19 protein-coding genes and 1 tRNA gene are annotated in these 24924 nt (G+C 35.4%); 7 read left to right on the forward strand and 13 right to left on the reverse strand.

From position 1 onward, the window contains the following. Both HHU12_RS28210 and HHU12_RS28215 read right to left on the reverse strand, forming a co-directional pair. Positions 1 to 479: transposase (locus HHU12_RS28210; RefSeq protein ID WP_169656597.1), on the reverse strand; the 479-nt coding region annotated here is incomplete at its 3' end. A 190-nt stretch (positions 480 to 669) separates the two neighbouring features. Then, positions 670 to 1644 carry an ROK family protein gene (locus tag HHU12_RS28215; protein ID WP_169660086.1) on the reverse strand — a complete coding sequence of 325 codons (975 nt, stop codon included), beginning with the start codon at positions 1642 to 1644 and terminating at the stop codon, positions 670 to 672. Between the two features lie 482 nt (positions 1645 to 2126). Between HHU12_RS28215 and HHU12_RS28220 the strand changes: the two genes are divergently transcribed. The 6 genes from HHU12_RS28220 (at position 2127) to HHU12_RS28245 (ending at position 8710) form a co-directional block, all read left to right on the forward strand. Beyond that, complete coding sequence (locus HHU12_RS28220; RefSeq protein WP_169660087.1) at positions 2127 to 3218, forward strand: ROK family protein; 1092 nt, start codon at positions 2127 to 2129, stop codon at positions 3216 to 3218. A 495-nt stretch (positions 3219 to 3713) separates the two neighbouring features. Next, on the forward strand, positions 3714 to 4610 hold the full coding sequence (locus HHU12_RS28225) for a glutamate--tRNA ligase family protein (RefSeq protein ID WP_169660088.1): 897 nt from the start codon (positions 3714 to 3716) through the stop codon (positions 4608 to 4610). A gap of 228 nt (positions 4611 to 4838) precedes the next feature. Further along, a complete protein-coding gene (locus HHU12_RS28230; RefSeq protein ID WP_169660089.1) occupies positions 4839 to 5345 on the forward strand; it encodes a Clp protease/crotonase-like domain-containing protein in 507 nt (168 codons plus the stop codon). Positions 5346 to 5562: 217 nt separating this feature from the next. Continuing rightward, positions 5563 to 7320 (forward strand): aspartate--tRNA ligase, encoded by a 1758-nt coding sequence (gene aspS, locus HHU12_RS28235; protein WP_169660090.1) that lies wholly within the window; start codon positions 5563 to 5565, stop codon positions 7318 to 7320. A gap of 88 nt (positions 7321 to 7408) precedes the next feature. Continuing rightward, a complete protein-coding gene (locus HHU12_RS28240; protein WP_205960010.1) occupies positions 7409 to 7792 on the forward strand; it encodes a ribosomal maturation YjgA family protein in 384 nt (127 codons plus the stop codon). Positions 7793 to 8065: 273 nt separating this feature from the next. Next, positions 8066 to 8710 (forward strand): hypothetical protein, encoded by a 645-nt coding sequence (locus tag HHU12_RS28245; RefSeq protein WP_169660091.1) that lies wholly within the window; start codon positions 8066 to 8068, stop codon positions 8708 to 8710. Between the two features lie 169 nt (positions 8711 to 8879). On the opposite strand, the gene HHU12_RS28250 is transcribed toward HHU12_RS28245, so the two are convergent. From HHU12_RS28250 to HHU12_RS28295, 10 genes are all read right to left on the reverse strand, one after another. Beyond that, the gene (locus tag HHU12_RS28250) at positions 8880 to 9296 is read right to left on the reverse strand and encodes a hypothetical protein (RefSeq protein WP_169660092.1); all 417 of its coding nucleotides are present in this window, start codon (positions 9294 to 9296) and stop codon (positions 8880 to 8882) included. A gap of 482 nt (positions 9297 to 9778) precedes the next feature. After that, the gene (locus tag HHU12_RS28255; protein ID WP_169660093.1) at positions 9779 to 10258 is read right to left on the reverse strand and encodes a hypothetical protein; all 480 of its coding nucleotides are present in this window, start codon (positions 10256 to 10258) and stop codon (positions 9779 to 9781) included. A 532-nt stretch (positions 10259 to 10790) separates the two neighbouring features. Beyond that, positions 10791 to 13640: a PKD domain-containing protein gene (locus HHU12_RS28260; protein ID WP_169660094.1), complete on the reverse strand. Its 2850-nt coding sequence runs from the start codon at positions 13638 to 13640 to the stop codon at positions 10791 to 10793. 867 nt (positions 13641 to 14507) lie between these two features. Further along, positions 14508 to 15062, reverse strand: a complete 555-nt coding sequence (locus HHU12_RS28265) for a leucine-rich repeat domain-containing protein (RefSeq protein ID WP_169660095.1) — start codon at positions 15060 to 15062, stop codon at positions 14508 to 14510. A 165-nt stretch (positions 15063 to 15227) separates the two neighbouring features. Beyond that, positions 15228 to 15833: a hypothetical protein gene (locus tag HHU12_RS28270; protein ID WP_169660096.1), complete on the reverse strand. Its 606-nt coding sequence runs from the start codon at positions 15831 to 15833 to the stop codon at positions 15228 to 15230. 238 nt (positions 15834 to 16071) lie between these two features. Beyond that, entirely contained in the window at positions 16072 to 18306 is a 2235-nt protein-coding gene (locus tag HHU12_RS28275; RefSeq protein WP_169660097.1) for a TerD family protein, read from the reverse strand. A gap of 285 nt (positions 18307 to 18591) precedes the next feature. Continuing rightward, positions 18592 to 18717 (reverse strand) — tRNA-OTHER (locus HHU12_RS28280). A 352-nt stretch (positions 18718 to 19069) separates the two neighbouring features. Then, complete coding sequence (locus HHU12_RS28285; protein ID WP_169660098.1) at positions 19070 to 20125, reverse strand: DNA polymerase beta superfamily protein; 1056 nt, start codon at positions 20123 to 20125, stop codon at positions 19070 to 19072. Continuing rightward, the gene (locus HHU12_RS28290) at positions 20115 to 20888 is read right to left on the reverse strand and encodes a nucleotidyltransferase domain-containing protein (RefSeq protein WP_169660099.1); all 774 of its coding nucleotides are present in this window, start codon (positions 20886 to 20888) and stop codon (positions 20115 to 20117) included. Before HHU12_RS28290 ends, HHU12_RS28285 begins: the two co-directional genes overlap by 11 nt. Beyond that, positions 20878 to 22260, reverse strand: coding sequence for an RtcB family protein (locus tag HHU12_RS28295; protein ID WP_169660100.1), 1383 nt, complete (start codon positions 22258 to 22260; stop codon positions 20878 to 20880). Before HHU12_RS28295 ends, HHU12_RS28290 begins: the two co-directional genes overlap by 11 nt. Before the next feature lie 88 nt (positions 22261 to 22348). Between HHU12_RS28295 and HHU12_RS28300 the strand changes: the two genes are divergently transcribed. Then, positions 22349 to 23371 carry a helix-turn-helix transcriptional regulator gene (locus HHU12_RS28300; RefSeq protein ID WP_169660101.1) on the forward strand — a complete coding sequence of 341 codons (1023 nt, stop codon included), beginning with the start codon at positions 22349 to 22351 and terminating at the stop codon, positions 23369 to 23371. A gap of 294 nt (positions 23372 to 23665) precedes the next feature. On the opposite strand, the gene HHU12_RS28305 is transcribed toward HHU12_RS28300, so the two are convergent. Further along, positions 23666 to 24610, reverse strand: coding sequence for a hypothetical protein (locus HHU12_RS28305; protein ID WP_169660102.1), 945 nt, complete (start codon positions 24608 to 24610; stop codon positions 23666 to 23668). Positions 24611 to 24924: the final 314 nt, after the last annotated feature.

Raw genomic sequence — 24924 nt, forward strand, 5'->3', positions numbered from 1 at the left:
TTGACAAGCTTTTTATCTCCTTTGGCTCTACCTTGACTGCCAGCGTCATACCCACCTACAGCAAACTCATCGACCTCAACATACCCCTTCAAAGGATGCTGTAAACTACTTTGCATAGCATATTGCACTTTACGTCTGAAATTTAAACAGCTTTGATAACTCAAGGACAGTTTCTCACTTAAAGTTAAAGTGGACATGCCTTTCTTATCACAACTAACTTTAAATATGAATTCAAAAGCAGTTAGAATTGAAAATTTCAGCTTATGAAATAGGGTATGAGCCGTAACAGACTCATCATATTTACACTTTTGACAACGTCTGGAATGTAACTTTTTACCTTTCATATATTTTGTATGTTCACATTTCCTACATTTGTAATGATCACTCCACTTTAGTGTCGATAAATATTCAAGACAATCTTCTTCTTTTTGAAATGTTGAATAAAATGTTCTATCGTCAAAACCTTCAAAATTGATCATAATACATCTGGTTGTTTGGTTACTTTTACACTAATGTAAATCAGTTAACCGTAACAGAAGTACGTTTTACTATTTAGGGCGATCTAAGTTTAGATACCTATATAAAAAAAACACTCACTTCCTTTTGAGAGAAGTGAGTGTTTATGCTTTAGGAGGAATGAAACCTCCTTTTTTATGTCAGATCAAGCAACTATGCGTTTACTTGTTTTTTCTCATATTCTTGCCAAGCTAGAGCAGAAGAACCTAAGATTGCAGTGTTGTCACCTTCAAGGTTAGAAACTACCAAACGAGTTTTACCTTTGAAGATATGCAAGCAATTCTCTTCCATAGCAGAACGAGTAGGCTCAGTAATATAGCTACCTGCACTCGCTAAACCACCAAACAATACGATTGCTTCAGGGCTGAAGATAGCGATTGTATCCGCTAACGCTTTACCTAAGATCTCGCCAGTTACATCAAATGCTTCTTTTGCTAATTCATCACCTTCCTCAGCAGCATCAAAAATATCTTTTGCAGTTAACTCATCGAAGTTTTTGTTGGCTAAAGAACTTGTACCGTTGCTGTCTGCTAATAATTCAAACATAGTACGCTTGATACCTGTAGCAGAAACATAAGTTTCTAAACAACCTCTACGGCCACAACCACAAAGACGTCCACCTTCTACTACATTGATATGTCCTAGCTCACCAGCAAAACCATCATGACCATATAATAAGTCACCGTTTACGATAATTCCACTACCTAAACCAGTACCTAGAGTAACAACAACGAAGTTTTTCATTCCTTGTGCCACACCAAATTTCATTTCACCTAAAGCGGCTGCGTTCGCATCGTTAGTGATCGCAACAGGTACTTTGAAGTGCTCTTCCATTAAGTCAGCGATAGCTACTTCTTTACCCCATCCTTTAAGGTTTACTGCCTCTTCGATTTTACCATTATAGTAGTTAGCATTTGGAGCACCGATTCCAACTGCAACCATATCTACTTCACCTGCCTCTTCTTTCAATTGATCTACTGTAGTGAATACATTAGATAAAAAGTTAGAAAACGGCTCATCTGCACCTGTAGGGATGCTTTTACTAGCCAAACATCTACCGTGTTTGTCTACAAATCCAATTTTGGTATTAGTACCCCCTACGTCAATTCCTAAAGTTACGGTCGTCATGATTTAATATATATATTTTGAAAAGTGTTTGTTTGATTTTATCAAATCCAATTGAGTTGGCTAATTACAATAAAGAAATTTAATTAAGAAATGATTTTCATTACAAAATGTAAACGGGAATTAAAAAAACTTTAAAATATTAAATCTAATTTGTAAACCTACCCTATAATATTTTGCACGACCAGAAATTGTTTTCTCTATTGGTCAAAAGGGTGGAAGAATAATAAAAATCATCATCAAAATGAGTCTTATCATAGTATTATTTACACTCCGTTAATTATTTTTGCAACCGATACCGATTACTTATAACTACTCTTCGTTTTCCTATTTATTAATTTACTTTACTATTCAGCATTATTACCATAAACTGTTTTAACAGACAACTACAGTTCGAAATGAAAAGATTAATTTGTTGATTGATGAAGTGAAATCGAAGAAATTGATAATATATAATCTCGCAATTTTTATTTAAACCAATAGCTATGTCAATTCAGGACAAAAAACAGATCGTCTTAACATTAGATGCCGGTGGAACTAATTTTGTATTTTCTGCTATGCAAGGTGGAAAAATGATTGTAGATCCCTACAGACTGCCTTCAAATGGAGACAACTTAGAACAAAGTTTACAAAATATTTTAGAGGGTTTTAATCACGTAATCAAAGAATTGGGTGACCGTAAACCTGAAGCAATTAGTTTTGCATTCCCTGGTCCTGCTAATTACCCTAACGGAATTATTGGTGATTTAAATAACCTTCCTGGTTATAGAGGTGGAGTTGCTCTTGGACCAATGTTGCAACATCATTTTGGCATTCCTGCGTTTATCAACAATGATGGTGACCTTTATGCATATGGTGAAGCAATTGGTGGTTTACTACCTGAAATGAACGCAATGCTGGAAGCAAACGGCAGCGAAAAAAGATATAAAAATATTATTGGAATCACTTTAGGTACTGGCCTTGGTGGAGGTATTGTCAGCAATGGCAATCTTCATATTGGCGATAACAGTATGGGTGGTGAAATCTGGTTGATGCCTTCTAAGGTTTTGGATCATATCAACGCAGAAGAAGCTTCTTGTATCCGTGCCGTACAGAAATTCTACAAAGATTACTCAGGTGTTGACAATGCTGAATTAACACCAAAAGATATTTTTGAAATTGCTAAAGACGAGCAAGAAGGTGATAAAGCAAGTGCTCAAAAAGCATTTGATACTTTAGGTGAAAACCTTGGTGACGTGTTGTGTACTTTGGGTACTACAATTGATGCATTGGTTGTTATTGGCGGTGGTCTTTCTGGAGCATCAGAATTATTTATGCCATCTGTATTGAAAGAGATGCGTTCTAAATACAATCACGGTGAAGACAGACTTGTTGCGGAAGTGTTTGACCTTACAAATGAGGAAGAGAAAACAAGTTTCGTGAAAAACAATCAGCATGAAATCAAAGTACCTTTCACTGATCATGTAGTGATGTATGATGCTTCTCCTAAAATTGGTGTTGGTGTTTCTAAAATCGGTACAAGTGAGGCCATCTCATTAGGTGCTTATGCATACGCTGTGAGCCAGCTTGAAAAATAAATAATCAGATCAGATAGAATGGTGGCATTGAAATAAATATTCATTCACTTTTCCTATTTGAAGATCTAAATATCTAATTATTAGATATATAATTACACTATTGTCACAACTAATTGTACTTTAGCAATAAAGAGAAACTTTTAGTTTGATGACAATAGTGTATTTTTTTGAACTTTAGTAAATTACACTTGAAGACAAAAACTAGGTATTCGACATTTCCACTAGTACTTAATAACCTTAAATAATCAGAACAAAAACTTGTCATTTACAGTAGACAGATTGTCTTCTTATAACAATAACTAATTTTATATTTCAAACTCTTTTAAGTTATGGAATTACTTGCATGTGTTTTCGTGCTTGCAGTCGTTTTTATGGGTTCGTATAGACTGTTAGCAAAATCGAATTAATTTTACCCTTAATTATTTATTCACTCCCTTAAACAGATTAAATTTCTAGTTTGTACCTTTGCTGAAAAATTAATTTAAAGATACATCAATGCGTACAAGATTTGCTCCAACACCAAGCGGTTTCCTTCACATTGGAAATGCATTTTCTTTTATCCTCACATGGATTTTAGCTCGACAAGAAGATGGAGATATACTTTTGCGCATTGATGATATTGACAGTACAAGAACTAGAGACGAGTACATTGAAGATATTTTCAGGTCTATAGAATGGCTTGGACTAGACTACGACAATGGTCCTTTCAGTGTAGAAGATTTCCACAAAAACTGGTCGCAAAAAATCAGGAATCACCGTTATACTTCCGCTTTTGAAAAGTTAAAAGAAAATGGTGATTTATTTGCATGTCAATGCTCTAGAAAACAAATCCTTGAAACCTCTCCATCAGGTATTTACACTGGTGCTTGCAGAGATTTAGACCTTCCTTTTGACACTCCCGAAACTGCCATCAGAGTGAAAACTTCTGATGTACCTATATTATTAGAAGATCTTTTTATTGGTGATATCGCCCTTAACCTCAATGAGGTAATGAAAGATTTCGTCATCAGAAGAAAAGACGGTATCTATGCTTATCAGCTTGCTTCTTTGATTGATGATATTGATGATAATATTGATTTTATCGTAAGAGGTGAAGATCTAGTAGAATCTACAGTGGCTCAAACTTTCCTCGCCAACAAACTAGAAATCGATTCTTTTGAAGAAGTTGAGTTTCTGCACCACCCTCTATTAGTGGATGAAAATGGTTCTAAACTTTCTAAATCTTCTGGCGCTGACTCCATCAAAAACTTAAGGGAAGAAGGAATGACACCTCAAGAAATTTACAGTCAATTTGCTGAGTTTTACTTGGGAGAAGAAACCCACATTGAATCTTTAGACCAGCTATTAGAAATCAACTTTTTAGGCTCTGAGGAAGACTTTGAGGAAGAATAAACACTACCCACAACACCAAGCACACTTTCTTTTACGGATATCTGTTATATAATTTCAATAACAATGGTCATCACATTTACTTCACTAAATAAGTAAATTTGAAGATCAGTTATTACACTACCCTATTAGCAATCATTTAATATTAGAACCAATAGACTCTAAATTTTTACATAGGTAAAATTTCTGATCACACTATAAGATTCACTCTACGAAAATTTAATTACAAACATGAAAAGCATTTTCAGTTCTCGAAAAGGAAATGTAGTTACCATTTACTTAACTAATCAATGTTTAAATGAACTCTCAAACGATAATACAAGTCAAATTATTCATGAAATTGATTTGGCTAATGAGGATTTAAGCGTTGATATGGTAATTTTCAGAACAATTCAAGAGAATTTCTTTCTGAAAAAAATAGAAAAAAACATTACTACACTTATCAGTGAAAGCAATCACTTTATTATACTCAAAGAAAAAATTCAGAACATGAGACCAATGACAGTTGCCGTTGTGGAAGGTACCACCAACAGCATAGGTTCTGAATTTATTAAAGCAACCGATCTTTCTTATGCCACCGAACAGGCCAAGTTTACCAATGGAATTGATATTGGAAACCAAAACATTGAACAGTTTTCTGCTCAAAAAGCAGAGGACCTTGGCATGATTACGCGGTATGTTCCTTCGGATAAAATTGATATTACCTTGGATTACCTGCTTCACACCTATAACGGATAGTTCAAATTCTTTATAAAAAGTATTGAAATCAGGGAATTATACTATCAATTTTATAAAAAATACAGAAAAAGATTCAAATCCATCAAAAGGAATTCTTAAATCGTTTTTTCGTATACAAACAACTGCTTATTTTTGCAGTCGATTTAGTGGCTTTTCACAATCCTTGATTTGATAAGTCGCTTTGTTCAAGAGAATTCAATATAAAAAAAGACATAAAATGCTTAGAACGCATAACTGCGGAGAACTCCGTGAAGGCCATATTGGGCAAAAGGTGACATTAAGCGGATGGGCGCAAGCTGTCCGTGATAAAGGTGGTTTAATCTGGATCGATATCCGTGACCGTTACGGTATCACTCAGTTGTTGATCGAAGATGATGGTAATGCAGCTGCAGTACTATTGGAAACTGCTCGTAAAGTAGGTCGTGAGTTTGTATTACAAGCTACAGGTGAAGTAATCGAAAGAGCGGCTAAAAACCCTAATATCCCAACTGGTAATATTGAGTTGCGTCTAAGCGATTTGGAAATTTTGAATGAGGCACAAACTCCTCCTTTCAAAATTGAAGACGAAACTGACGGTGGCGACGAGCTACGCATGAAATACCGTTACTTGGACATCCGTCGTAACCCTGTTCGTGAGAAATTAGTGTTACGTCACAAGATTGCTCAAGAAGTAAGAAGATATTTATCAGATCAAGATTTCATTGAAGTTGAAACTCCTGTTTTGATCAAATCTACTCCTGAGGGTGCTCGTGATTTCTTGGTACCGTCAAGAATGAACCCAGGTGAATTTTATGCTTTACCTCAATCACCTCAAACATTTAAGCAGTTATTGATGGTAGGTGGTATGGACCGCTACTTCCAAATTGTAAAATGTTTCCGTGACGAAGATTTACGTGCTGACCGTCAGCCTGAGTTTACTCAAATTGACTGTGAAATGGCATTCGTTGATCGTGAGGATATCATCAACAACTTCGAAGGAATGATGCGTCACCTTTTCAAAATGGTGAAAGGTATCGAACTTCCTGAATTCCCAAGAATGGAGTATGCTGACGCTATGCGTGACTATGGTTCGGATAAGCCTGATACTCGTTTCGAAATGAAATTCGTGGACTTGAACGATGTTGCTCAAAACAAAGGATTCAAAGTATTTGATTCTGCTGAGATCGTTTTAGGTATTTGTGCGAAAGGTTGTGCTTCATACACTCGTAAGCAAGTGGATGAGTTAACGAAGTGGGTACAACGTCCTCAAATCGGAGCGAAAGGTTTAGTTTATGTGAAGTGTAACGAGGATGGTTCATTCAAATCTTCAGTGGATAAATTCTACTCACAAGACGACTTGAAAGCATGGGCTGAAAAAGCGGGTGCTGAAGCTGGTGACTTGTTATTAGTATTATCAGGTGAGTTGGACACTACGCGTAAGCAAATGTGTGAGCTTCGTTTAGAAATGGGTGAGCGTTTAGGTTTAAGAAACCGTCAAGAATTCTCTCCGCTTTGGGTTGTGAACTTTCCAATGTTCGAAAAAGACGAAGAAACTGGTCATTACCACGCAATGCACCACCCATTCACATCAGTACTTCCTGAAGATGCTGAGATCTTGAAAACGGACCGTTACAATGCTCGTGCAAACGCATATGACATGGTCATCAACGGTGTTGAAGTTGGTGGTGGTTCTATTCGTATCCACGACAAGTCAGACCAAGCTGACATGTTCGACGCTTTAGGGTTCACTCCTGAAGAAGCACAAGAGCAGTTTGGTTTCTTAATGAACGCTTTCGAATACGGTGCACCTCCTCACGGTGGTATCGCATTAGGTTTCGACCGTCTTTGTTCATTATTTGGTGGAGTGGATTCTATCCGTGACTTCATCGCATTCCCGAAAAACACTTCAGGTAGAGATGTAATGATCGAGTCGCCATCAGTTGCTGATGCTCAACAATTGAAAGACTTAAGTATCCAATTGGATATCAAAGAATAGATTTTTAAACGATACCGTTTAAAAGAATCAGCCAATCTGCATTATTGTAGGTTGGCTTTTTTTATCTTTAAGTTAAACTCCATTCATTATGACTTACCAACGTAACCGCCTGCTTTATTTTATTTATATCGTCATCGTAATCGGCTTAGGCCTTTTATCAAGAACACGCATTACTCCTGAGTTTATCTATCCTTATTTAGGTGACTTTTTCTATGCTGTGATGTTCTATTTTATCATCGCCTTCCTGCTTTATAAAAGTCCTTCAAAAACAGTATTGATCATCAGTGTATTGATTTGTTACCTGATCGAACTGCAACAAATCTTGGATTATGATTGGCTGATCGCCATCCGAAAAACAACGATTGGCAGTTTGACCTTGGGGCATGGATTTCTTTGGAGTGATATGGTGAGTTATACTTTTGGTGGAATTGTGGCTTATGGGTTGGAGCATTTTGTTTTGAGGAAGGTTTAATTCCTACCTTTCCACTGGCGCAAGTGTTAAGCCGATAGGCGTCACTTGTGTCTATATTTTGAAGGAGTCTGTAGACTCCCTATCCCACAAACCATTAGGTTTACAAGAGAAAAGTTTAGAAAATTTGATCTTCCTATCATATCTGTTCCTTCGTTATGTTGATTCGGAAGTCGGGAGACTTTTCCGATTGTTAGAGTCAGAGAAATATTTATTCATTTGTCATAATGATTGAATAAATTCGAGCTCTTATTTATCACAAACTATTGAATTAAAATGAAAACTAGTAAAATACTTTTTTTGGCTCTTATTTTTTTATACGCATGTAATCAGCCCCAAAGTGAAAAAACAGAAGTGGTAATAGCTGAAACTAAAGTGGAGCCTCAACCTCAGAAAAAAGAGAATGTAAGTGTTGAGGTGCCTAAAGATACAATCATCCAAACGAAGGTAGAAACTCAAGTTTCAAAGGAAAAAGTAATTGTCGAACCTGACTGTATCTTCGATGATGATATAAAAGGGATCACTACAAAATGGGTAAATCAGTTAGGATATAAATCTTTCCAATGGGATAGTTTAAATTATCATATTGCTGTTGCTCGAGATCAAGATAGTTTGTTTTTAAGCCAAGGTGGATGTTATCATTTCAATACTTCTGTAATCCTCAAAGCAACATCTAACATTGGTCTTGATAGTATGGATTATTGGATTGAAGAATGTATAAAACTAGCAAAGGAAACAGGTTTTAAAGACTATGAAAACTCATTATCTGACTATTCTTATAGCATTGAAAATCATTCCGCCTTTCAAAAAATAATACTCATTAATGTTGAGAATGCTATGGAAAATATAGTCTACAATGGAATAGTATTGAAAAAGGACAACGATATAATTGAGATTTCTATTTCGGAGTATATCAATTAGTGAAGCAACAGAGGCATCACTTCTGTCTATATTTAGCAAGAGTCTGTTGACTTCCCAAACCACAAATTAATGGTCAATAATTACTGACACTACCTTTAGATCAATATATTGACATAGAAATAATTACGATACTATAGTAACAGATATACTAGCCAGTACCATACCTGATTTAGCGTGTCTTTTGCACTTTAATTTTATCAAGTAGTTTACCTTTAAGCAAATCAAACTTCTCTTTATCTTTTACCCTTTGCTGATGCATTTTATCTTTAATCTGTGTGATTTTTGATTGGGCTAAAGTGTCTTCTAATTTATTTAACTGTTCATTTAACCTCTGTTTATAAAGTCTCACAAACGCGTCTTTTTTCTCTAAATTTCCTTGATGTATTTTATTTAATTGCTCTTTTTGGTCGCGATGCCACTCCTTCAATTCATCAATTTTTGTAGGTTGAGGCTCTTTTACAGTTGCATTAGTTTTTTCAATCGTCGCTTTAAGTTTTGCTTCTATTTCTCTAGATTCTTTGAAAATTCTATCAATATCCTCTAAAGATTTTTCTATTTCTCTAAATATGATGTCATTGTCGCTCATTTGTAATTGGAACTTAAATTAAGATGCTGATTTACGTATAGTCCTTCAATTTCATCATAAATAATTGTTTGATTTTAATCTTTTTTGTTTGTTTAACTATAAATAGGTTACTTTTAATTATCAAGTAAATACTATACTCTAAATTATCGTAATACTTAATAGATACATATCCGAAATCTAATTTTCCCCCACTGGCGCAAGTGTTAAGCCGGAGGCGTCACTTGTGTCTATATTTTGAAGGAGTCTGTAGACTCCCTACCCCACAAACCATTAGGTTTACAAGGGAAAATGTTTACAAAATTTGATCTTCCTATCATATCTGTTCCTTCCTTATGTTGACTCGGAAGTCTGGAGACTTCTCCAATTGTTAGACACAAGTGACGCCTATCGGCTTAACACTTGCGCCAGAGAAAGAAGAAAGAGGCTCTTTCCCATGAGTATGGGACAACTCCTTCCAATAGGAAACAAAAATACATTAACCTTTAACAGTGAGTGAAAGGAGAAAAATTAACTGATTCTACAAATGTAATACCTGTTATATTTTCAGCTTTTAGAGCTTTAACTACTTTTTCAGAAAAATAATAGTTTTTATCATAATGGCCTATTCTAAAAATAGAATACTTATTAATATCAAAACTTCCAATAAAAGAAAAACCATTTTTAGGTATTACTTCTTTAAATACGCTTACACTACATACTTTTTTATAAATATCTATGATGTTTTCTCTATTTGGCTCTAAATTTTCATTTAACACTTCAAACTCATCTAACATGTTTTCGCATAAAATGAAATTTGTTTTTCTATAATCGATTTTTGTGGTCAAATCCCCATTGAAGAACATAAATTTATATCCTTTTAAATTTTCATCTCCAATGATGTCTACAAATTGAACCTGATGAGAATCAAACCTTTCACAAATAGAATAGAATTTTTCACTAACCAGTAAACCATGAAAACTCAAGCTACCAATATCTAAAACATCTGTTTTGACTTTTGTTTTATCATAGTAGATGCTACTTATAAAACTGAATTCTGCTTCTTTATATATATCTTTTTTTAGTAATTGTTCATCACCAAAATCTACTTGTGCCTGAAACCCATGTTCAGCATCACTTAATACCTTTATAAAACTTCATTATTTTATTTTTTATCCCCCCAGCTAGCATAAGTGTTAAGCCGGAGATATTACTTATGCCTATATCTTTAAAGATTATATTGACTCTCCACTCCACAAATTAATGGTCAATATTCACTGATGAAAGGATTTATGGAATTTGTAATTCTATCATGAATATTTTTTGGTCTGTTGGCTCGGAAGTCGGGAGACTTCTCCGATTGTTAGACACAAGTGACGCCTATCGGCTTAACACTTGCGCCAGGGGGATTGCAACAGTGACTTGTCCTAAAAAAAGCCCCGAATTTGCATTCGAGGCTAGATGTTTTGTGCTGATTTTATATGTTGTTTTTTTAACTTAGAACCTAGGATTAGGTTTTTATTGTCTAAAAATCTTTTTCACTGTGATCTCATTTCCACTGTAGATTCGAACAAAAAACTGAGTTCCTGGTGCATCTACATTGATTTTTAATTCATCTGAATTCAGGTCTTCTCCACTGTAAGTAGAAAGTAATTGTCCAGATTCATCAATTAGTTCCACTTTAGAAGCATTTGTCCCTTTTAAATCTACAGTCACTGACGTGGTGAAAGGGTTCGGGTAGACAGTTTGTAATTCCTGTGTTTGAACTTGTGTCTGTGTTGCTACAGCATTAGCGGGTGCTTCAATATGGAAATGCGACCATCCAAATAACCCAACGTAACGGATTACCCACTCTCCATTGATGGCAGGAGGAATATCTTGGCTGTATTTATTCGTAAAGTCAACGCCATTAATCTCTAATAATTCTACATTCCATGAATTAATAATTGGGAAAGATTCTGTAGCGACCCAACAGAAGTCTCCGGCTCCGTTTTGAACAAAAGGAACTGAGATTGGTGTTGGGTTGGCACATGCTTCCCATGGATCTACAGTAATCGTGACAGTGTCTTGAGAAGATGCTCCTTCATTGTCTGTGACAAGTAAAACCACATTATACGAACCTGCCGTTGTGAAGGTATGACTCACTTCGATTCCTGTTTCTGTTGTACCATTGCCAAAATCCCAAGCGTAACTTGCAATACTTCCGTCTGCATCTGAAGAAGCCGATGCATTGAAGTTGACTGTTAGAGGTTCTGTTCCTGAAACGGGATCTGCCGAAATCATGGCAACTGGTGGAAGGTTTGGATTATTAGGGTCGTTGACTACAATATTTACTGAAGTCATGTCTGATACTCCGTCCTCGTCTGTTACTTTAAGCTGTACTGCATAAGTTCCTTTTTCTGTAAAAACCTTTGTAACGTTCACACCTGTGGCAATACTGTCGCCGAAGTTCCATTCGTAACTCGCTATAGTTCCATCAGGATCTGAAGAAGTGCTTCCATCAAAAGTAACGAATAAAGGAACATCACCTGAAGTTGGTGTAGCAGTGATAGAAGCTGTTGGTGATTGGTTTACACTACCTTCGCCATACACCTCAAATTCAAACAATGAATACCCCCAACGCGTTCCTCTCTGCACTCCATACATACGAACATAACGTGCAGGTTCGGCTGGAAAAATAATATCATCTTCTCCTCCATCTCCACTATTTTCTGTATAAACAGTAGTCCAAGTCGTTGCATCATCACTCAACTGAATTTCATAACGCTGACCAAAAGCGGCTTCCCAGAAAAGTTTCACTTGGCTTACTTGGTAAGTGGCTCCAAGATCTACATAATACCATGTTGGGTCTTCATAAGCACTTGACCAACGTGTATTGTAATCTCCATCAGTTGCAAAAATAGGATCGGCTGTTGAAGTTCCAGGTTCGTTGGAAGAGCTATAAACGGTTGTTCGGAAAAGTGCTAAGTTTCCCGTTCCTGGTTCTCTTACTGCAATGTTGAATTCAGAAATAGCCGTCAAACTACCTTCGTCTGCCACTTCAATTACCACCGTTGCTTCACCAATCATTTCTGGTGCAAAACTTAATCCCACTTGGTTTTCACTATTAATACTCACAGTGACTAAATCAGGGTTTGAATTGCTTTTTACACTAAAAGTCAAAGCTCCATTATCAGGGTCATTGGCGATTGAATCTAGGTCTACATAATTGCCAACAGGATCTGCATTTTTATAAAACAAACCGTTATCGATTTTATTAATGGTTGGAAAACGATTCCTTCCTGCTTCAATCTGTATATCAGGGTAATCTTTAATGCTTTCCATCAAGGCTACCATGTTCGTTCTGTAAGGTTCAATTTGCCCTTTTTCACCATACCATTGCCAAGACATAGCTCCTGCATAACCCGAATTGTACAACAAATCATGATATGTTTGCCAAGCAATTCCTTTTGCATCTAGAGGATAGAATTCCCCTACTAAAATAGGTTTGTCTAGTTCCCAATAAGAAGCAGGGTGGTGCATCACAGAAATTTCATTGTTCATCCAGTCATAATAATGCATTTGATAGAAATCCAATGTTCCTAAACTATCTCCGCCTGCAGCGATTAATTCCTCATCACTGTAGTAGTTTTTGTAAATAGGATTTTGGCTATTGTAAATGTCAGTTCCTGCATACATAGACCAAGTACCATTGGTCACCTGTGCCTCTGGATCAACTCTATGGATTGCCCCTGTACAACGGTTTACAAACCTTTGTATAACGCTCATAGGTACATGTCGAGTGTGTGACCAACCGAACTCATCACTCATTCCCTCTGGCTCGTTGAAAATCTCCCAAGCACCTACAGCAGGATGATCTTTGAAAGCTTCTACCATAGGGATCAAAGCATTATCAATATACGCCTGCACATTGGCCTCTTCCGTCAGAATTTTATGACCTTGTTCAGAAACTTCAAGCGGATAATCTCTATTATTCAACATATCAAACGACCACAAGCTCATCACCAAAACAATGTTATGGTTATAGGCTAAGTTCAGAACAGCACGCATATCATCAATATGACTTTCTTCCAGTCCTGTACATTTACCATTTCCGTCTAGGTTGGGATTGTTGGCGCCATTAATATGAATCCAGAGACGCATAGAGTTACCTCCTGCGTTTTCGAAGTCTGTAAATACTTCATCAAAGTAATCGAAGTTTGTTGCACCCGGCCCAAAATCATTAGCAAACTGATCCCAAGCGAGGTTGCCCCCATTCATAAAGATTTTTGTTTTTGTTCCGTCAGATTTTTCTACTATTAAACGGTTCTCTTGGGCCTTTGCAAAAAGAGCAATGCACAATAAGCTAAGCGTTATAATTCTTTTCATAGCTTGATAGATTTACTATTTAGTTAGTGTTCATTATTTAATTAAGTACATGACCGGAATAGAGCTCATTTATTTAATTGGTAAGTACCTAAGGTTTTAAAAAGATAATTTTTAGCATGCTAAATACATTGTAAACTAAATTACCGTCCATTTTCAATCGACATTTCTAAAAGTTTTCTATGACCTACTTTCAAGCTTCTTTCTTCTTCATTTTTCCATTGATGAAAAACAAAGCAAAAAATCTAAGCTTAGAAGTCAAAAGCTAAATTCCATTCCTCTCACCTAAATGATTTTAAACTCGCTTTGCTCAAACAAAAAAATCATTTTTAACGGCTCAATACATGAAATTCCTAACGCTTTTCCCTTCAAGGCCGAAGACAGCACTACCCAATTTCAAGGGTAGCATGAATGTTATGCATAAGCTTCATTCATGTTCAATAGATCACCTGAAACTTCTTGGTTTAGAAATATCGAAAATATTCGAAAAACTAGTTTACAGTGCACTAAATCATTGGTTTGAAGGTATATTGATTCCAAAGTAAAATCAATCAATGTCATAATAGTGCTGTATTAGAAACCTCGGATTTGAGGGTGATTTTAAATTTTTCCACCTATTTAAAAATTTCCACCATTGGTTTTACGACATTTTAAACCTTTCTCAATTATTTATTTAATAGCATGATTCTATTTTTTTGAGATAGAAATCAATTATGAATTACTCAAAACAGCTAGTAGAATTATCGTATTGATTGTATCTTTAATCGAACTAACAAATTGAAAACTTAAAGCAATTTTATTTTTAATCAACCCGACCTATATCGGTTATAAAATTGTTCAATATATACTTTTGAAGGGTAAGTGAAGGTATTAATCCAAACTACCTGGTTTTCTATAATTAATTTCGCAGTTTGGCAGTTGATCATATAACTTCTGTAAATCAACACTATCTATTTCAGTATTTCTTAAGGATAAATATTCTAATTCCGTCAGGTTATTTATATCATCAGGAACATTATACAATGAAGATTCATCAAAATACATCTTTTTTACTTGAATGAAAGATGACATATTTGATAAATTAATGTCACATGAATTGTTATCAAAAGAAATTAAATTGAGGTTTTGAATTTTTGAAAGGACAAGAGGTAATTCACAAAAATCATTATTAAATGAGGCAAAAAAGTTTAAATTTTTAAGTAAGCTAATTTTTGTTGAAAGTGTTTTGAATCCACAATTTCTAATTTCACCATCTAAAAGAATATCACGCCCATTATTATTAATAATTCGTAGTTCTTTGATTTCTGGTAAAGAAAATACACTGTCTGGTAATTTATTTTCACAATAATAATTTGTGAAAGTATAATTAGTTTCTTGTGAAAATGTTTGTGTATAAACTAGTACTAAAAATAATATCTTAACCAATTTAATAACCCACCTTATTGTATAACTTATCATCTGCTATGCCAATATCTTTTCTTATTCCTAAAATAATGAATATTACTGATGCCCCCACTACTGGTGTAAGTGTTAAGCCAGAGGCGTCACTTTCACCCAAGGTATCTACCTGTTTAATAACATAACCTTCCATCAATCAACAAAACCTCCTTTCTTAAATTTACCATCATCCCAAATTAGTTCTATTACAGAGCCTAATTCATATTCTGAGAACTCTCCATCATAACCATCACTTGTGAGGATTTGAGAAATAACTCTAATATTTTTCCCTTCCTCTGGAAATATATAATAGAGGTCGTGATTCCTATAGTAAGCATTTATAAGACTATCCGGATTAATATTCCTCTCTTTCAATTTATCTAAATCAAGGTAATCAATGTTTCTTAAACTAGGTAATATTCTATACTTACTCACCATCACAAACAATCCATCTTTTCTAAGAACGTAAAATTCAATCTCCTGAGAACTCGGATGTTCTTCATATGACTTACTTATGCCAACTAATTTATTTCCATCGGTTTGATTCCAATAAGTTATGCACACCCCCTCATTTCTAGCATAATTTGCATAGTATAGATAACCAGTATTCGGATCAAAATCTGAAAAAGAATAATAATTTATTTCCCTACTTGGATCATCAACATCTTCGGACTTTAATGGTTCATCATTTTCCGTTTTGAATGCGGTCAGCATTTTTTTACGATATTCTTCATCGAGTTCTATTTCTGGATGATTCATAAAAATATACTCTAGAGTTTGGCTATAAGAAACAGTAAAATGGAGGCCTATCAATAGAATGCTTAGAATTAATGTCTTCATCTTTAATAATTAGTCTTTTAAAAAATAGTTTGCATTGACAAAGATCTTAAAAAAACGATATTAAACTAGGCGTAAAGAATAAATATTCGTCTGCTGTGATGAATCCCAACTGGCGCAAGTGTTAAGCCGGAGGCTTCACTTGCACCAGGAAGTAGCATTACAACAAAAACTGATTAAGTTCATTCGGATCGCTGGCCCATTTCAAATCATAAACTTGATCTGCCTCTTCTTGATTTTCTGTAATGGTGAGTTGGTGAATTCCTGCTTTTAGCTTCAGAATATCTCCTACTTTGATTCTAGCCTCCATTTTCTGCATCAAACTTTCTACTGTTTTCAAGTTCATATTTTGAACGACTTGACCACTGAAATCCATTTCCAACCAAATCATTTCCCGCTTTTGGATATCCAATATTCCAAAGAGTAAACCTTTGGCTAAGCCTTCTTTGATTTTGATGTGCTGTTGAATATGTGCCGGATGATACCCTACTCCTGTACTGGAAATGGTCATCGGGTATTCTGAATTCATCCAACCGACCATCATATTCGGGCTAAGACTTCCGTTAGTATAGGCATTAGAAGTAAAATAAACGTACTTCGCTCCCCACTTCTGCAAGTAAGCGACATCAACATCTATGTATTCTGCTGTTCCAACTTTTTCTGGAATCTGCTGTATATCTCCGCTGTGTTTACAACCTCCGATATTCAGTTGAGAGTAAGAGCAAAACTCTGCTTTTTCAGGATAAATCACCATACAACTTACATCCATATCCAAATGTTGAGCTGACAACCCTTCTCCCCATTGCATAAACAGACGAACTTTATCTCCCTCAATCGGGAACCTTGCTCCTGTAGGAACATGATTCAAATCTTGGATATGATTACTTCTTTCCCCAATCGCAAACGGAATATTATACAATTGTGGATCGATATAAATGCTATGTGGTTTGACTTCTTCCTGCTCCAACTTCTCCTTGATTTTCTCAAAAGTCAGTTGATGAATTTGATTGACCATCTCCTTCAAATCTTCCTCCATATAAGCTTGCAACAAGTGGTTTTTCGGAATTCTTTTCGAAGTCCCGCCTAAAGGTTTTACCACTCTATCTGAACTCGGGTCAAAATAAGTATCCGCATACATATTCAAGGTATAGATCAAGCGTGATGGCAATTGATTTACAATTTCCTTAAAGTGCTTTAAAGTCACTTCTGGACCAAACCAAAGCATATTGGCAAACAAAGATCTTGCAAATAATCCTGGACGTTGCTTCAACAAAGAAAAAGTCTTTTCAGCATCAAGCTTTAGCTTAAAATGATTCACTCTACCCTGCCAAACGGTATAGTTTTGATTGTAAAAAGTATCCATTAATTGAGCGAGCTTTTCATATCCTTTTCTTTTACTCAACTCCCCCAAACGTAAGGCTCTGATCACTCTTACCCACATTCCTCTATTAGGGTGCATGTCCTCACATTGCTGTTGGATATTCATGGTTAAACAATTCAGCCAATAAGCATAAACCTTAGCTTCCTTTCTTGAAAATTTCAATTTCAAAGCGTCAGTCGCCTTCTTCTTTGTGGCTTGTTGAGCATCCATTTGTCGGTGGATATTGACAGCATTGATCCCTTTTCTTTTGATAATCACTTTTGGTTTTACAAGTTGTAAATAACCAGTATGTTTATACCATAAGTACCTTAAGACATCATTAGGAGATTGGAAAAACTGATTGGCCTTTCTGATTTCATTTTGTTGTGTCAATGTATCAATCACCAACATCTTTGTTTCCTTCATCACAATTTGTGCATCTTCAGGAAGGTCAAAGTATTTTAATAAAATCTGAAGGTTCTCAACCTGTGTAGCGTCCAATGCAACTGCAGAAGCAAGCAACCCATGAAAATATTTTTCTAACTCTTGATCCGTCCAAAGGCTTAATTTTTTAAGCTTTTTCCCTTCATCCTTCAACATTAGCTTCCCCACCTCGAAAGGTGTACCACAATGAGGACAACCATTGAATTCATCAATATTAAATGTGCCTTCAGAAATGACATGATCACATGGTAAAAGGTAACCACTTTGGGAACCCATTTTATTGGACAACCAAGTAATCACTTGATCACCAAATGTAATCTTAGAGGGTTGATCCCACTCTTTGATCAGTGGTGTCCAATTTTTCTTTAAGCCAAGAATCTCTTGTACAACAGCATAAATAGCTTCCTTTTCTGTTTGTGAAACAGCATTCAAATGAAGTAATAGATCATTGGAAAAATAAAGTCCCACTTCTTCAAAAAGGCGGATATATGATTTTGTGATTGCTGTGATCACTGCTTTTTCGGGTGTTTCTATTAATGGCACATACAATGCTCCATTACGAATAGCTACTTTTTGTAATTCGTTTTTCATCATCTAGAAAATTTAATGAGGCCCACAACCTATTTGTTGTGGGCTGTTATGGTATTTACAGGTAATGCTATTACTTCTAAATCCCTAACTTAGTGAGGTAACCCTCTGAAGTAAGTAATAGTTGACCTGTGAAGGTAATGTGCTTTCTCTATCTAGCGATTTTTGAGTCATATGGAAGTAAGAAAGCATTGACCTCATCCATAAAAGGTAATTTTATATCTATAAAAACCGACATCAAAGTGAGGACTCGAACCTCATAGTAGTAAGATACAATTGACCTTTTAGCGAGACAGGTGGGATTCGAACCCACGACACTAAGATTAACCAATAGTAGAAGTAAATATTTATTGACCATCGTAAATGGTAATTTAAATATTATGCCTTATGCTCTACCAACTGAGCTACTGTCTCGGGTGAAGGTAATGGCATAAGTAGTTCAGTAAAGGAGTTGAAGTAACTTATGCTTGACCTTCGGTTATATTTTAACTGGCGCAAGTGATAAGCCGGAGGCGTCACTTGTGTCTATATTTTGAAGGAGTCTGTAGACTCCCTACCCTACAAACCATATGGTTTGCAAGGAAAAGGATTTAGAAAATTTGGTCTTCCTATCTTATCAGTTCCTTCGTTCTGTTGATTCGGAAGTCTGGAGACTTTTCCGATTGTTAGACACAAGTGACGCCTATCGGCTTAACACTTGCGCCAGGGGGATAATGGCATAAGTAGTTCAGTAAAGGAATTGAAGTAACTTATACTTGACCTTCGGTTATTTTGTGTAGAAACGATTCCTTATCTCATAAAGAATTCTATTAATTTCATCGCTATCAGGTGTAGTTTGTAATGTTGAATTTCCGAATGCTTCTTTTAATTCCTTTTGTTTATCATTCGTCAATTCTATTAAATCATCATATTCATACTCTCCTGATTTTACCCCTAATAAAAATGCTCTATTGGGACGCTCAACCATAAACTTCTTGTTTTTTCCTATCTCAATTGCCATATCTAGTAATCGGAAAACATGCATCATATTTTTAGCATCATAGTTTTTCCCATGACTTAATGTGGATTCATACCGGCTTTCATTTCTTTTCTCAACCCAATTCCAATACTCTTTATATTTCTTACAATAAGTCGAAAAACCTTCCTTATTACAGTATAGTAAACCTTCTTGTAATGCCTCTTTTGGCACTGAACTTAAAGCCACTTCAGTGGATTGCTCATTTTGAATGATACCATTATAAGTCCCTTTTTCTGAATGGTAAAGACCAAAAACACCTTTCATATGAGGAATATGAACTAACCCTATCTCCTCTTGCTTCCATCCTTTGTTATTCAAAAAATCTAATACTGGAATAGCCCCCTTCTTATCATTTACATAACAAAACGAAAGCAAGTTTTTTCTTTCTCTGGACATAGGATTCACAATTTTCTTTTTTAGCCCTTTTGCTTTTTTCACCTGTGACAAAGCATAATTTCCAAATGTCTTTTCACATAGTTTTGAGAGGAAAATCGAAGGCTTTAAATCAGACAAATAGGGATGTTTAAAAAGGACCTTAGAAGAAGGAGTATAAAGTAGTTCTAGAATATTGGGATTATTGAGTGATAACAATTCTACAAATCGACCTAGTTCATAAAATACAATATCATTCGTTTCATTACTGACCTGTGGAATATACTGATTAGTATAATACATTTCTTTGGGTAAAATGAATACACCTTTGATATCTGTATCAGAATGTTCTGTCGCTAAACCGTATGCTCTGCTACCGCTAATACACTCCAAAATAATCAACTCCTTTCTTCTAAGCTTTTCAATTGTCATTGTATTGTTTTACTGTTGTTTTAAAAAAGTGTTCTAGTGATTCGTAATTACCATTAGATGCAGGAAGCGATTTTGCTTTTCCTTTAGTGGAGTGAATACTCTCTTCGATAAATCCAAGAAGGGTCTCCTCTCCATAATGTCTATACGATTCCTCTTTTTTCGTTTTCAAACGAAGAAGCTCAACGATCTTATTTTTCACCTCAACAGGTAATTCTAAGTCATTCAACATTACTTCAAATTTCATTGGAGGATAAACGTCCTTTTCAAGAATCCATAAACAAGCAAGTGTTGCTCTCAAAGCATAAAACAATTTTTTCAACTTGTACGCTTCGTGCTCTCTAAGCTCTTTCATTGCATTATTAGCTAAACCTAAGTAATGATGAATAGATGCTATTTTGGAATAGTTCTCTTCAGATAACTTTAAGAATGAATCTCTAAAACCTTCAGCTTCCTTATAGACATAAGGAGAACCAATTCGTTCAAAAATGGAAGCATTTGATTTCGCTAAGAGTTGTAAACTTTTCTTCAAATCCCATCCACAAATATCAATTTCTTTCTCTTGATAAAAAGCATCTATAAAATCTCTTTTTTCGCTTAAACCTAAGTACCAATCTGTTTTATGTACATAAATTAAACGGACATCAAAATCACTATCTGGAGATGCAAATCCCCATGCTCTTGAACCCGTTTCGCAAGCCAAAAGTATTTTTATATTATTCTCCTCTTCTAATTTATCGAGGTATTTTATGATTCTATTTCTCATGTTTTCTCTCTCTTTTTTTCCTCCAAGGCCTGTCCCTTTCCCAATCACCTGCCATAATTGAACCGTAAGGAAGCACTTCATCAATAACTTCTCCTAAACCAAATTCTTCCATTTGACTTCTTACCTGAGAAGCATTTTTGTAGGCGGAAGGAAGTTCTGTAACATCGATTTTATCAAAGAAGAAACGAACATCCAGTCCTTCTGTTTCCTGAGCAAAAACTTCTTCATTAGTCATCGCTTCTTTGGTTCTTCGATGTGCTGTTCTGCTGACATTTCTACCCGCACCATGAGGAGCAAAACCAATATTAGTGTCGGTTGCTTTTCCTTTGACAATCAAAATTGGTTCTGCCATATTCATTGGAATCAATCTTCTTTCATCCTGTTCTTTGGAAAAAGGCGTATGAATTGGCGTTGCTCCTTTGGCGTGGTAAAATTGGTCACCTTCTTTGAAAACGAAATTATGCTCGTTCCAAAAGCGGTCTTGTACATCAGCTTTTAATTGCTCTGCTACTGCATCATGAATGCAGATGTGATTTTGTTTTGTCCATTTTCTAATCACTTTTAATGCATCCCAATAGGCTTGTCCTTCTTCTGTATCGAAAGGAATCCAAGCATTTTGCTTTAAAGTAGTAGGGGAAAGTGTTTTTCTGAAACGCTCGGCGGTTTGCATCGCTCTTTTGAAAAGTTTTGCTCCTACACCTCTTGATCCGTGGTGCGTTACTAATATGGTGTTGCCGGTGGCTTTTGAAGTACCCACAAACAAGAAGTGATTCCCATCGCCTTGCGTTCCTAAATGTGCTCTCGCTGTTTTGATGATTTCTTCTCTGTTAGTATAGAAATTACTTTCGAAAGCTTCTAGTAAATCAGTCGGAAACCTAAACTGCGTATGTCTGTCTCTTCCTCCAGGGCCAAAATGTGTAACGTTTTGTGCTACATCCAACACCTCTTTAGGGTTTACTTTCCCTAAATCTGTCAACATCAAAGAACAGCAAATATCTGCACTGTGCATACCAGGATGAATTGCATTTTTTGTGACTACAATTCCTCCCACTGGGATCGTTCCTTTGCTACCCGACGGGCAAGCATCCGGCATCACTGCACCATTAACTACGGTAGGTGTTTTCATCACCAAATCCATTGTATTTTTCACCGACTGAACATTGCTTTCTTCCAATTCATTTTCAGCTTTAATGTTCATGGCGTACGGAATGGACTCTTGGTGTAATTCCATTTTGGGTATGGTCTTGAATTGCATCAAAAAGTCCTTCATTTCTTCGTCTGACAAGTCATTCGAATTGATGTACTCAAGGGCTTCTTTGAACCACTTTCCTGGGGTATAACCCATCGCTATTAAGGTATTTCCATTAATCATTTTGTGTTTTATTTTTTTGATAGTTCAAAGGTGGAAAGCTACTACGCAATCATTTTGCGCAGTTGTAAATAATTTCTAATTTTATTTTATGGCACAAAATAAAAACGCTCTAATCCGCTATAAAACCATCGATAAATGTCTTCAAAATAAGTACAGAAAATGGACTTTAAATGACTTGATTGAAGAATGCTCGGAAGCTCTTTTTGAATACGAGGGAAGGGATATTAATGTGAGTAAAAGAAGTATTCAATTGGATATTCAAATGATGAGAAGTGATAAACTAGGTTATAATGCTCCCATCATAGTCTATGATCGAAAGTATTATAAATATGAAGATGAGGATTATTCTATTACTAATATTCCTTTGACTGAAAATGATATGAGCGTTCTTTCTGAATCAGTAGAAATGCTCAAACAGTTTAAAGACTTCTCTCTTTTTTCTGAATTAAATGGCATCATACAAAGACTAGAAGATAAAGTCTACAGTGAAAAAAGTGATCAAAATGCTATTATACATTTAGATAAAAATGAAGGTTTAAAAGGGTTAGAACATTTGGATACTTTATACCAAGCAATTCTTAAAAAGGTTTGTCTAGTGATAGAGTATCAATCTTTTACTTCAAGAGCCTCTTCTTCAATTCATCTCACTCCTTTTATTTTAAAAGAATATAATAACAGATGGTTTGTCGTTGGCAGAAAAAAAGGGCGTGAATTGTTGACTTTAGCTTTAGATCGAATTATCAAAATAGATTACGATTTAAAAAGAGAATACCACGATGAAAATTTCAATGGAGATGAATATTATAGACATACTGTTGGAGTTTCTGTACTTCCAATTAGTTATCTGAAAAATATTCAATTAAAAATTGATCGAAAAAATGCTCCTTATGTCATCACCAAACCTTTGCATCATTCTCAGCAAGTTCTCGAAAGAGAACAAGACGGAAGTATCATTATAGAGATAAAGGTTCATATTAATTATGAGCTAGAGCGTTTATTACTAGGATTTGGATCTTCACTTGAAGTCATAAAACCACAAGGATTAAGAGATAGAATAAAGAACATCTTCAAAAATGGGTTGAGTATATATCAAGATGAAGAAACCTCATAAACTTCAAATCACTATAATTTATGGAACACAACTGGCGCAAATGTTAAGCCGGAGGCGTCACTTGTGTCTATATTTTGAAGGAGTCTGTAGACTCCCTATCCCACAAACCATCTGGTTTAGTTAAGAAAATTTGATTTCCCTATTATATCTGTTCCTTCGTTATGTTGATTCTGAAGTCGGGAGACTTCCCCAATTGTTAGACACAAGTGACGCCTATCGGCTTAACACTTGCGCCAAGGAGGATATGAAGAAACCCCATAAACTTCAAATCACTAAAATTTATGGGGCTCTTATTTAACTTCGAAAATCAAAACAAAAAACTTCACCATCGAAATTTCGAATGCTTTTCTTTAGAAATTGCTCTTTTCTCCAAAACTGAGGAAACTGTTTTGTCCTCTTGAATCCAAACTTTTGAGGAAGCTTGGTGTACAATGATTTTGGAGGTGGGTAGTCTTCTAACTTCTTAAAGTAATTTCCACTTTCAAAAGTGTGATAATAAATTTTATCCACACCAATTTCTTTCAATAGAAAATGAATGGAACACATCAGCATGGCTTCAGACCAATATTGATTGTACTCTTTTAATGAAGTGATATATCGATCTAAACCTTCCAAAGAAACATAATCTGTGATCCAATGGTTCTTCTGTTTTTTCTCTGGTGTTGATTTTATTTTTCGATGAATACTTAAAGCATCCCTTAACCAATCATTCTGAATTTCTTCTATAAAAGCTTCTCCTGTATCTAAGTTAAAGTCAATTCTCGACCAAGCCATAGTATTGTTCTTTTTGGATATCGGATGACAGTAACTTACAAATGGGTGCCACTTTTTCACTTTAAAATTCTTCCTGTAAAGTAAGTCATGCTCAAAATCAAAATTTAGCTGAAGAACCAAGTTCTCTCCCGGCAATGAGGTTTGATACCAATCATCGTTTCGATGCTTCTCATATTCCCCCCAACGGTCTAAAGTGACTTTGAAATATTTCAAACTTTCTTCCTCTACTGAAGTTAAATTCTCCTTTGAAAATTGTGCATTTCCACTTTGAGCCGTTAAACGATTAAAAGCAGGTTTGTTCAATAAAAATTCAAAAGCACTATTCTTCAGCGTAGATTTTGAATTGAGGTTTTGTGCAATGGCCATTTCTAAAAAATGACGTACGTATTCTTCTTTTTTATATGGAAAATAGTTTTGTTCCACATCTGTAGATGCTAGAACAAGTTCTAATATATCGGTTTGCATAACGATTTGTGATTGCAATTTGGACTTCATGTTTTATGCCCGTCAAGACATGGGAGTCCAATCCTCACCAAATCAGTACTCTACTTCCTGTTTAATGAGGTGATAGACTCAACGGTGTTGGGTTTACTTTATCCATCATTATTTTTTGATCATTAATTTGAAAAACATAATTCTTAAATTTTAATAGTATTAGATTGCTTTATTTTGTGGTTCTCTAGCTCCATGTTTCAAGTGTTAAGCGTGAGCGTACTAACTTAGCATTGTCAAAAGGAAATAAAACTCCTCAGAATAATATTTTGGATTTTCGAGGAGTT

It is taken from the genome of Flammeovirga aprica JL-4 (assembly GCF_012844305.1).
Lineage (GTDB): Bacteria > Bacteroidota > Bacteroidia > Cytophagales > Flammeovirgaceae > Flammeovirga > Flammeovirga aprica.

Excerpts from the sequence above, each read along its gene's own strand:
- HHU12_RS28230 (WP_169660089.1), top strand. The coding sequence starts at position 4,839 with ATGAAAAGCATTTTCAGTTCTCGAAAAGGAAATGTAGTTACCATTTAC.
- HHU12_RS28220 (WP_169660087.1), top strand. The coding sequence starts at position 2,127 with ATGTCAATTCAGGACAAAAAACAGATCGTCTTAACATTAGATGCCGGT.
- HHU12_RS28295 (WP_169660100.1), bottom strand. The coding sequence starts at position 22,260 with ATGATTAATGGAAATACCTTAATAGCGATGGGTTATACCCCAGGAAAG.
- HHU12_RS28215 (WP_169660086.1), bottom strand. The coding sequence starts at position 1,644 with ATGACGACCGTAACTTTAGGAATTGACGTAGGGGGTACTAATACCAAA.
- HHU12_RS28250 (WP_169660092.1), bottom strand. The coding sequence starts at position 9,296 with ATGAGCGACAATGACATCATATTTAGAGAAATAGAAAAATCTTTAGAG.
- HHU12_RS28225 (WP_169660088.1), top strand. The coding sequence starts at position 3,714 with ATGCGTACAAGATTTGCTCCAACACCAAGCGGTTTCCTTCACATTGGA.
- HHU12_RS28260 (WP_169660094.1), bottom strand. The coding sequence starts at position 13,640 with ATGAAAAGAATTATAACGCTTAGCTTATTGTGCATTGCTCTTTTTGCA.
- HHU12_RS28300 (WP_169660101.1), top strand. The coding sequence starts at position 22,349 with ATGGCACAAAATAAAAACGCTCTAATCCGCTATAAAACCATCGATAAA.
- aspS (WP_169660090.1), top strand. The coding sequence starts at position 5,563 with ATGCTTAGAACGCATAACTGCGGAGAACTCCGTGAAGGCCATATTGGG.
- HHU12_RS28275 (WP_169660097.1), bottom strand. The coding sequence starts at position 18,306 with ATGAAAAACGAATTACAAAAAGTAGCTATTCGTAATGGAGCATTGTAT.
- HHU12_RS28285 (WP_169660098.1), bottom strand. The coding sequence starts at position 20,125 with ATGACAATTGAAAAGCTTAGAAGAAAGGAGTTGATTATTTTGGAGTGT.
- HHU12_RS28240 (WP_205960010.1), top strand. The coding sequence starts at position 7,409 with ATGACTTACCAACGTAACCGCCTGCTTTATTTTATTTATATCGTCATC.
- HHU12_RS28270 (WP_169660096.1), bottom strand. The coding sequence starts at position 15,833 with ATGAATCATCCAGAAATAGAACTCGATGAAGAATATCGTAAAAAAATG.
- HHU12_RS28305 (WP_169660102.1), bottom strand. The coding sequence starts at position 24,610 with ATGCAAACCGATATATTAGAACTTGTTCTAGCATCTACAGATGTGGAA.
- HHU12_RS28290 (WP_169660099.1), bottom strand. The coding sequence starts at position 20,888 with ATGAGAAATAGAATCATAAAATACCTCGATAAATTAGAAGAGGAGAAT.
- HHU12_RS28245 (WP_169660091.1), top strand. The coding sequence starts at position 8,066 with ATGAAAACTAGTAAAATACTTTTTTTGGCTCTTATTTTTTTATACGCA.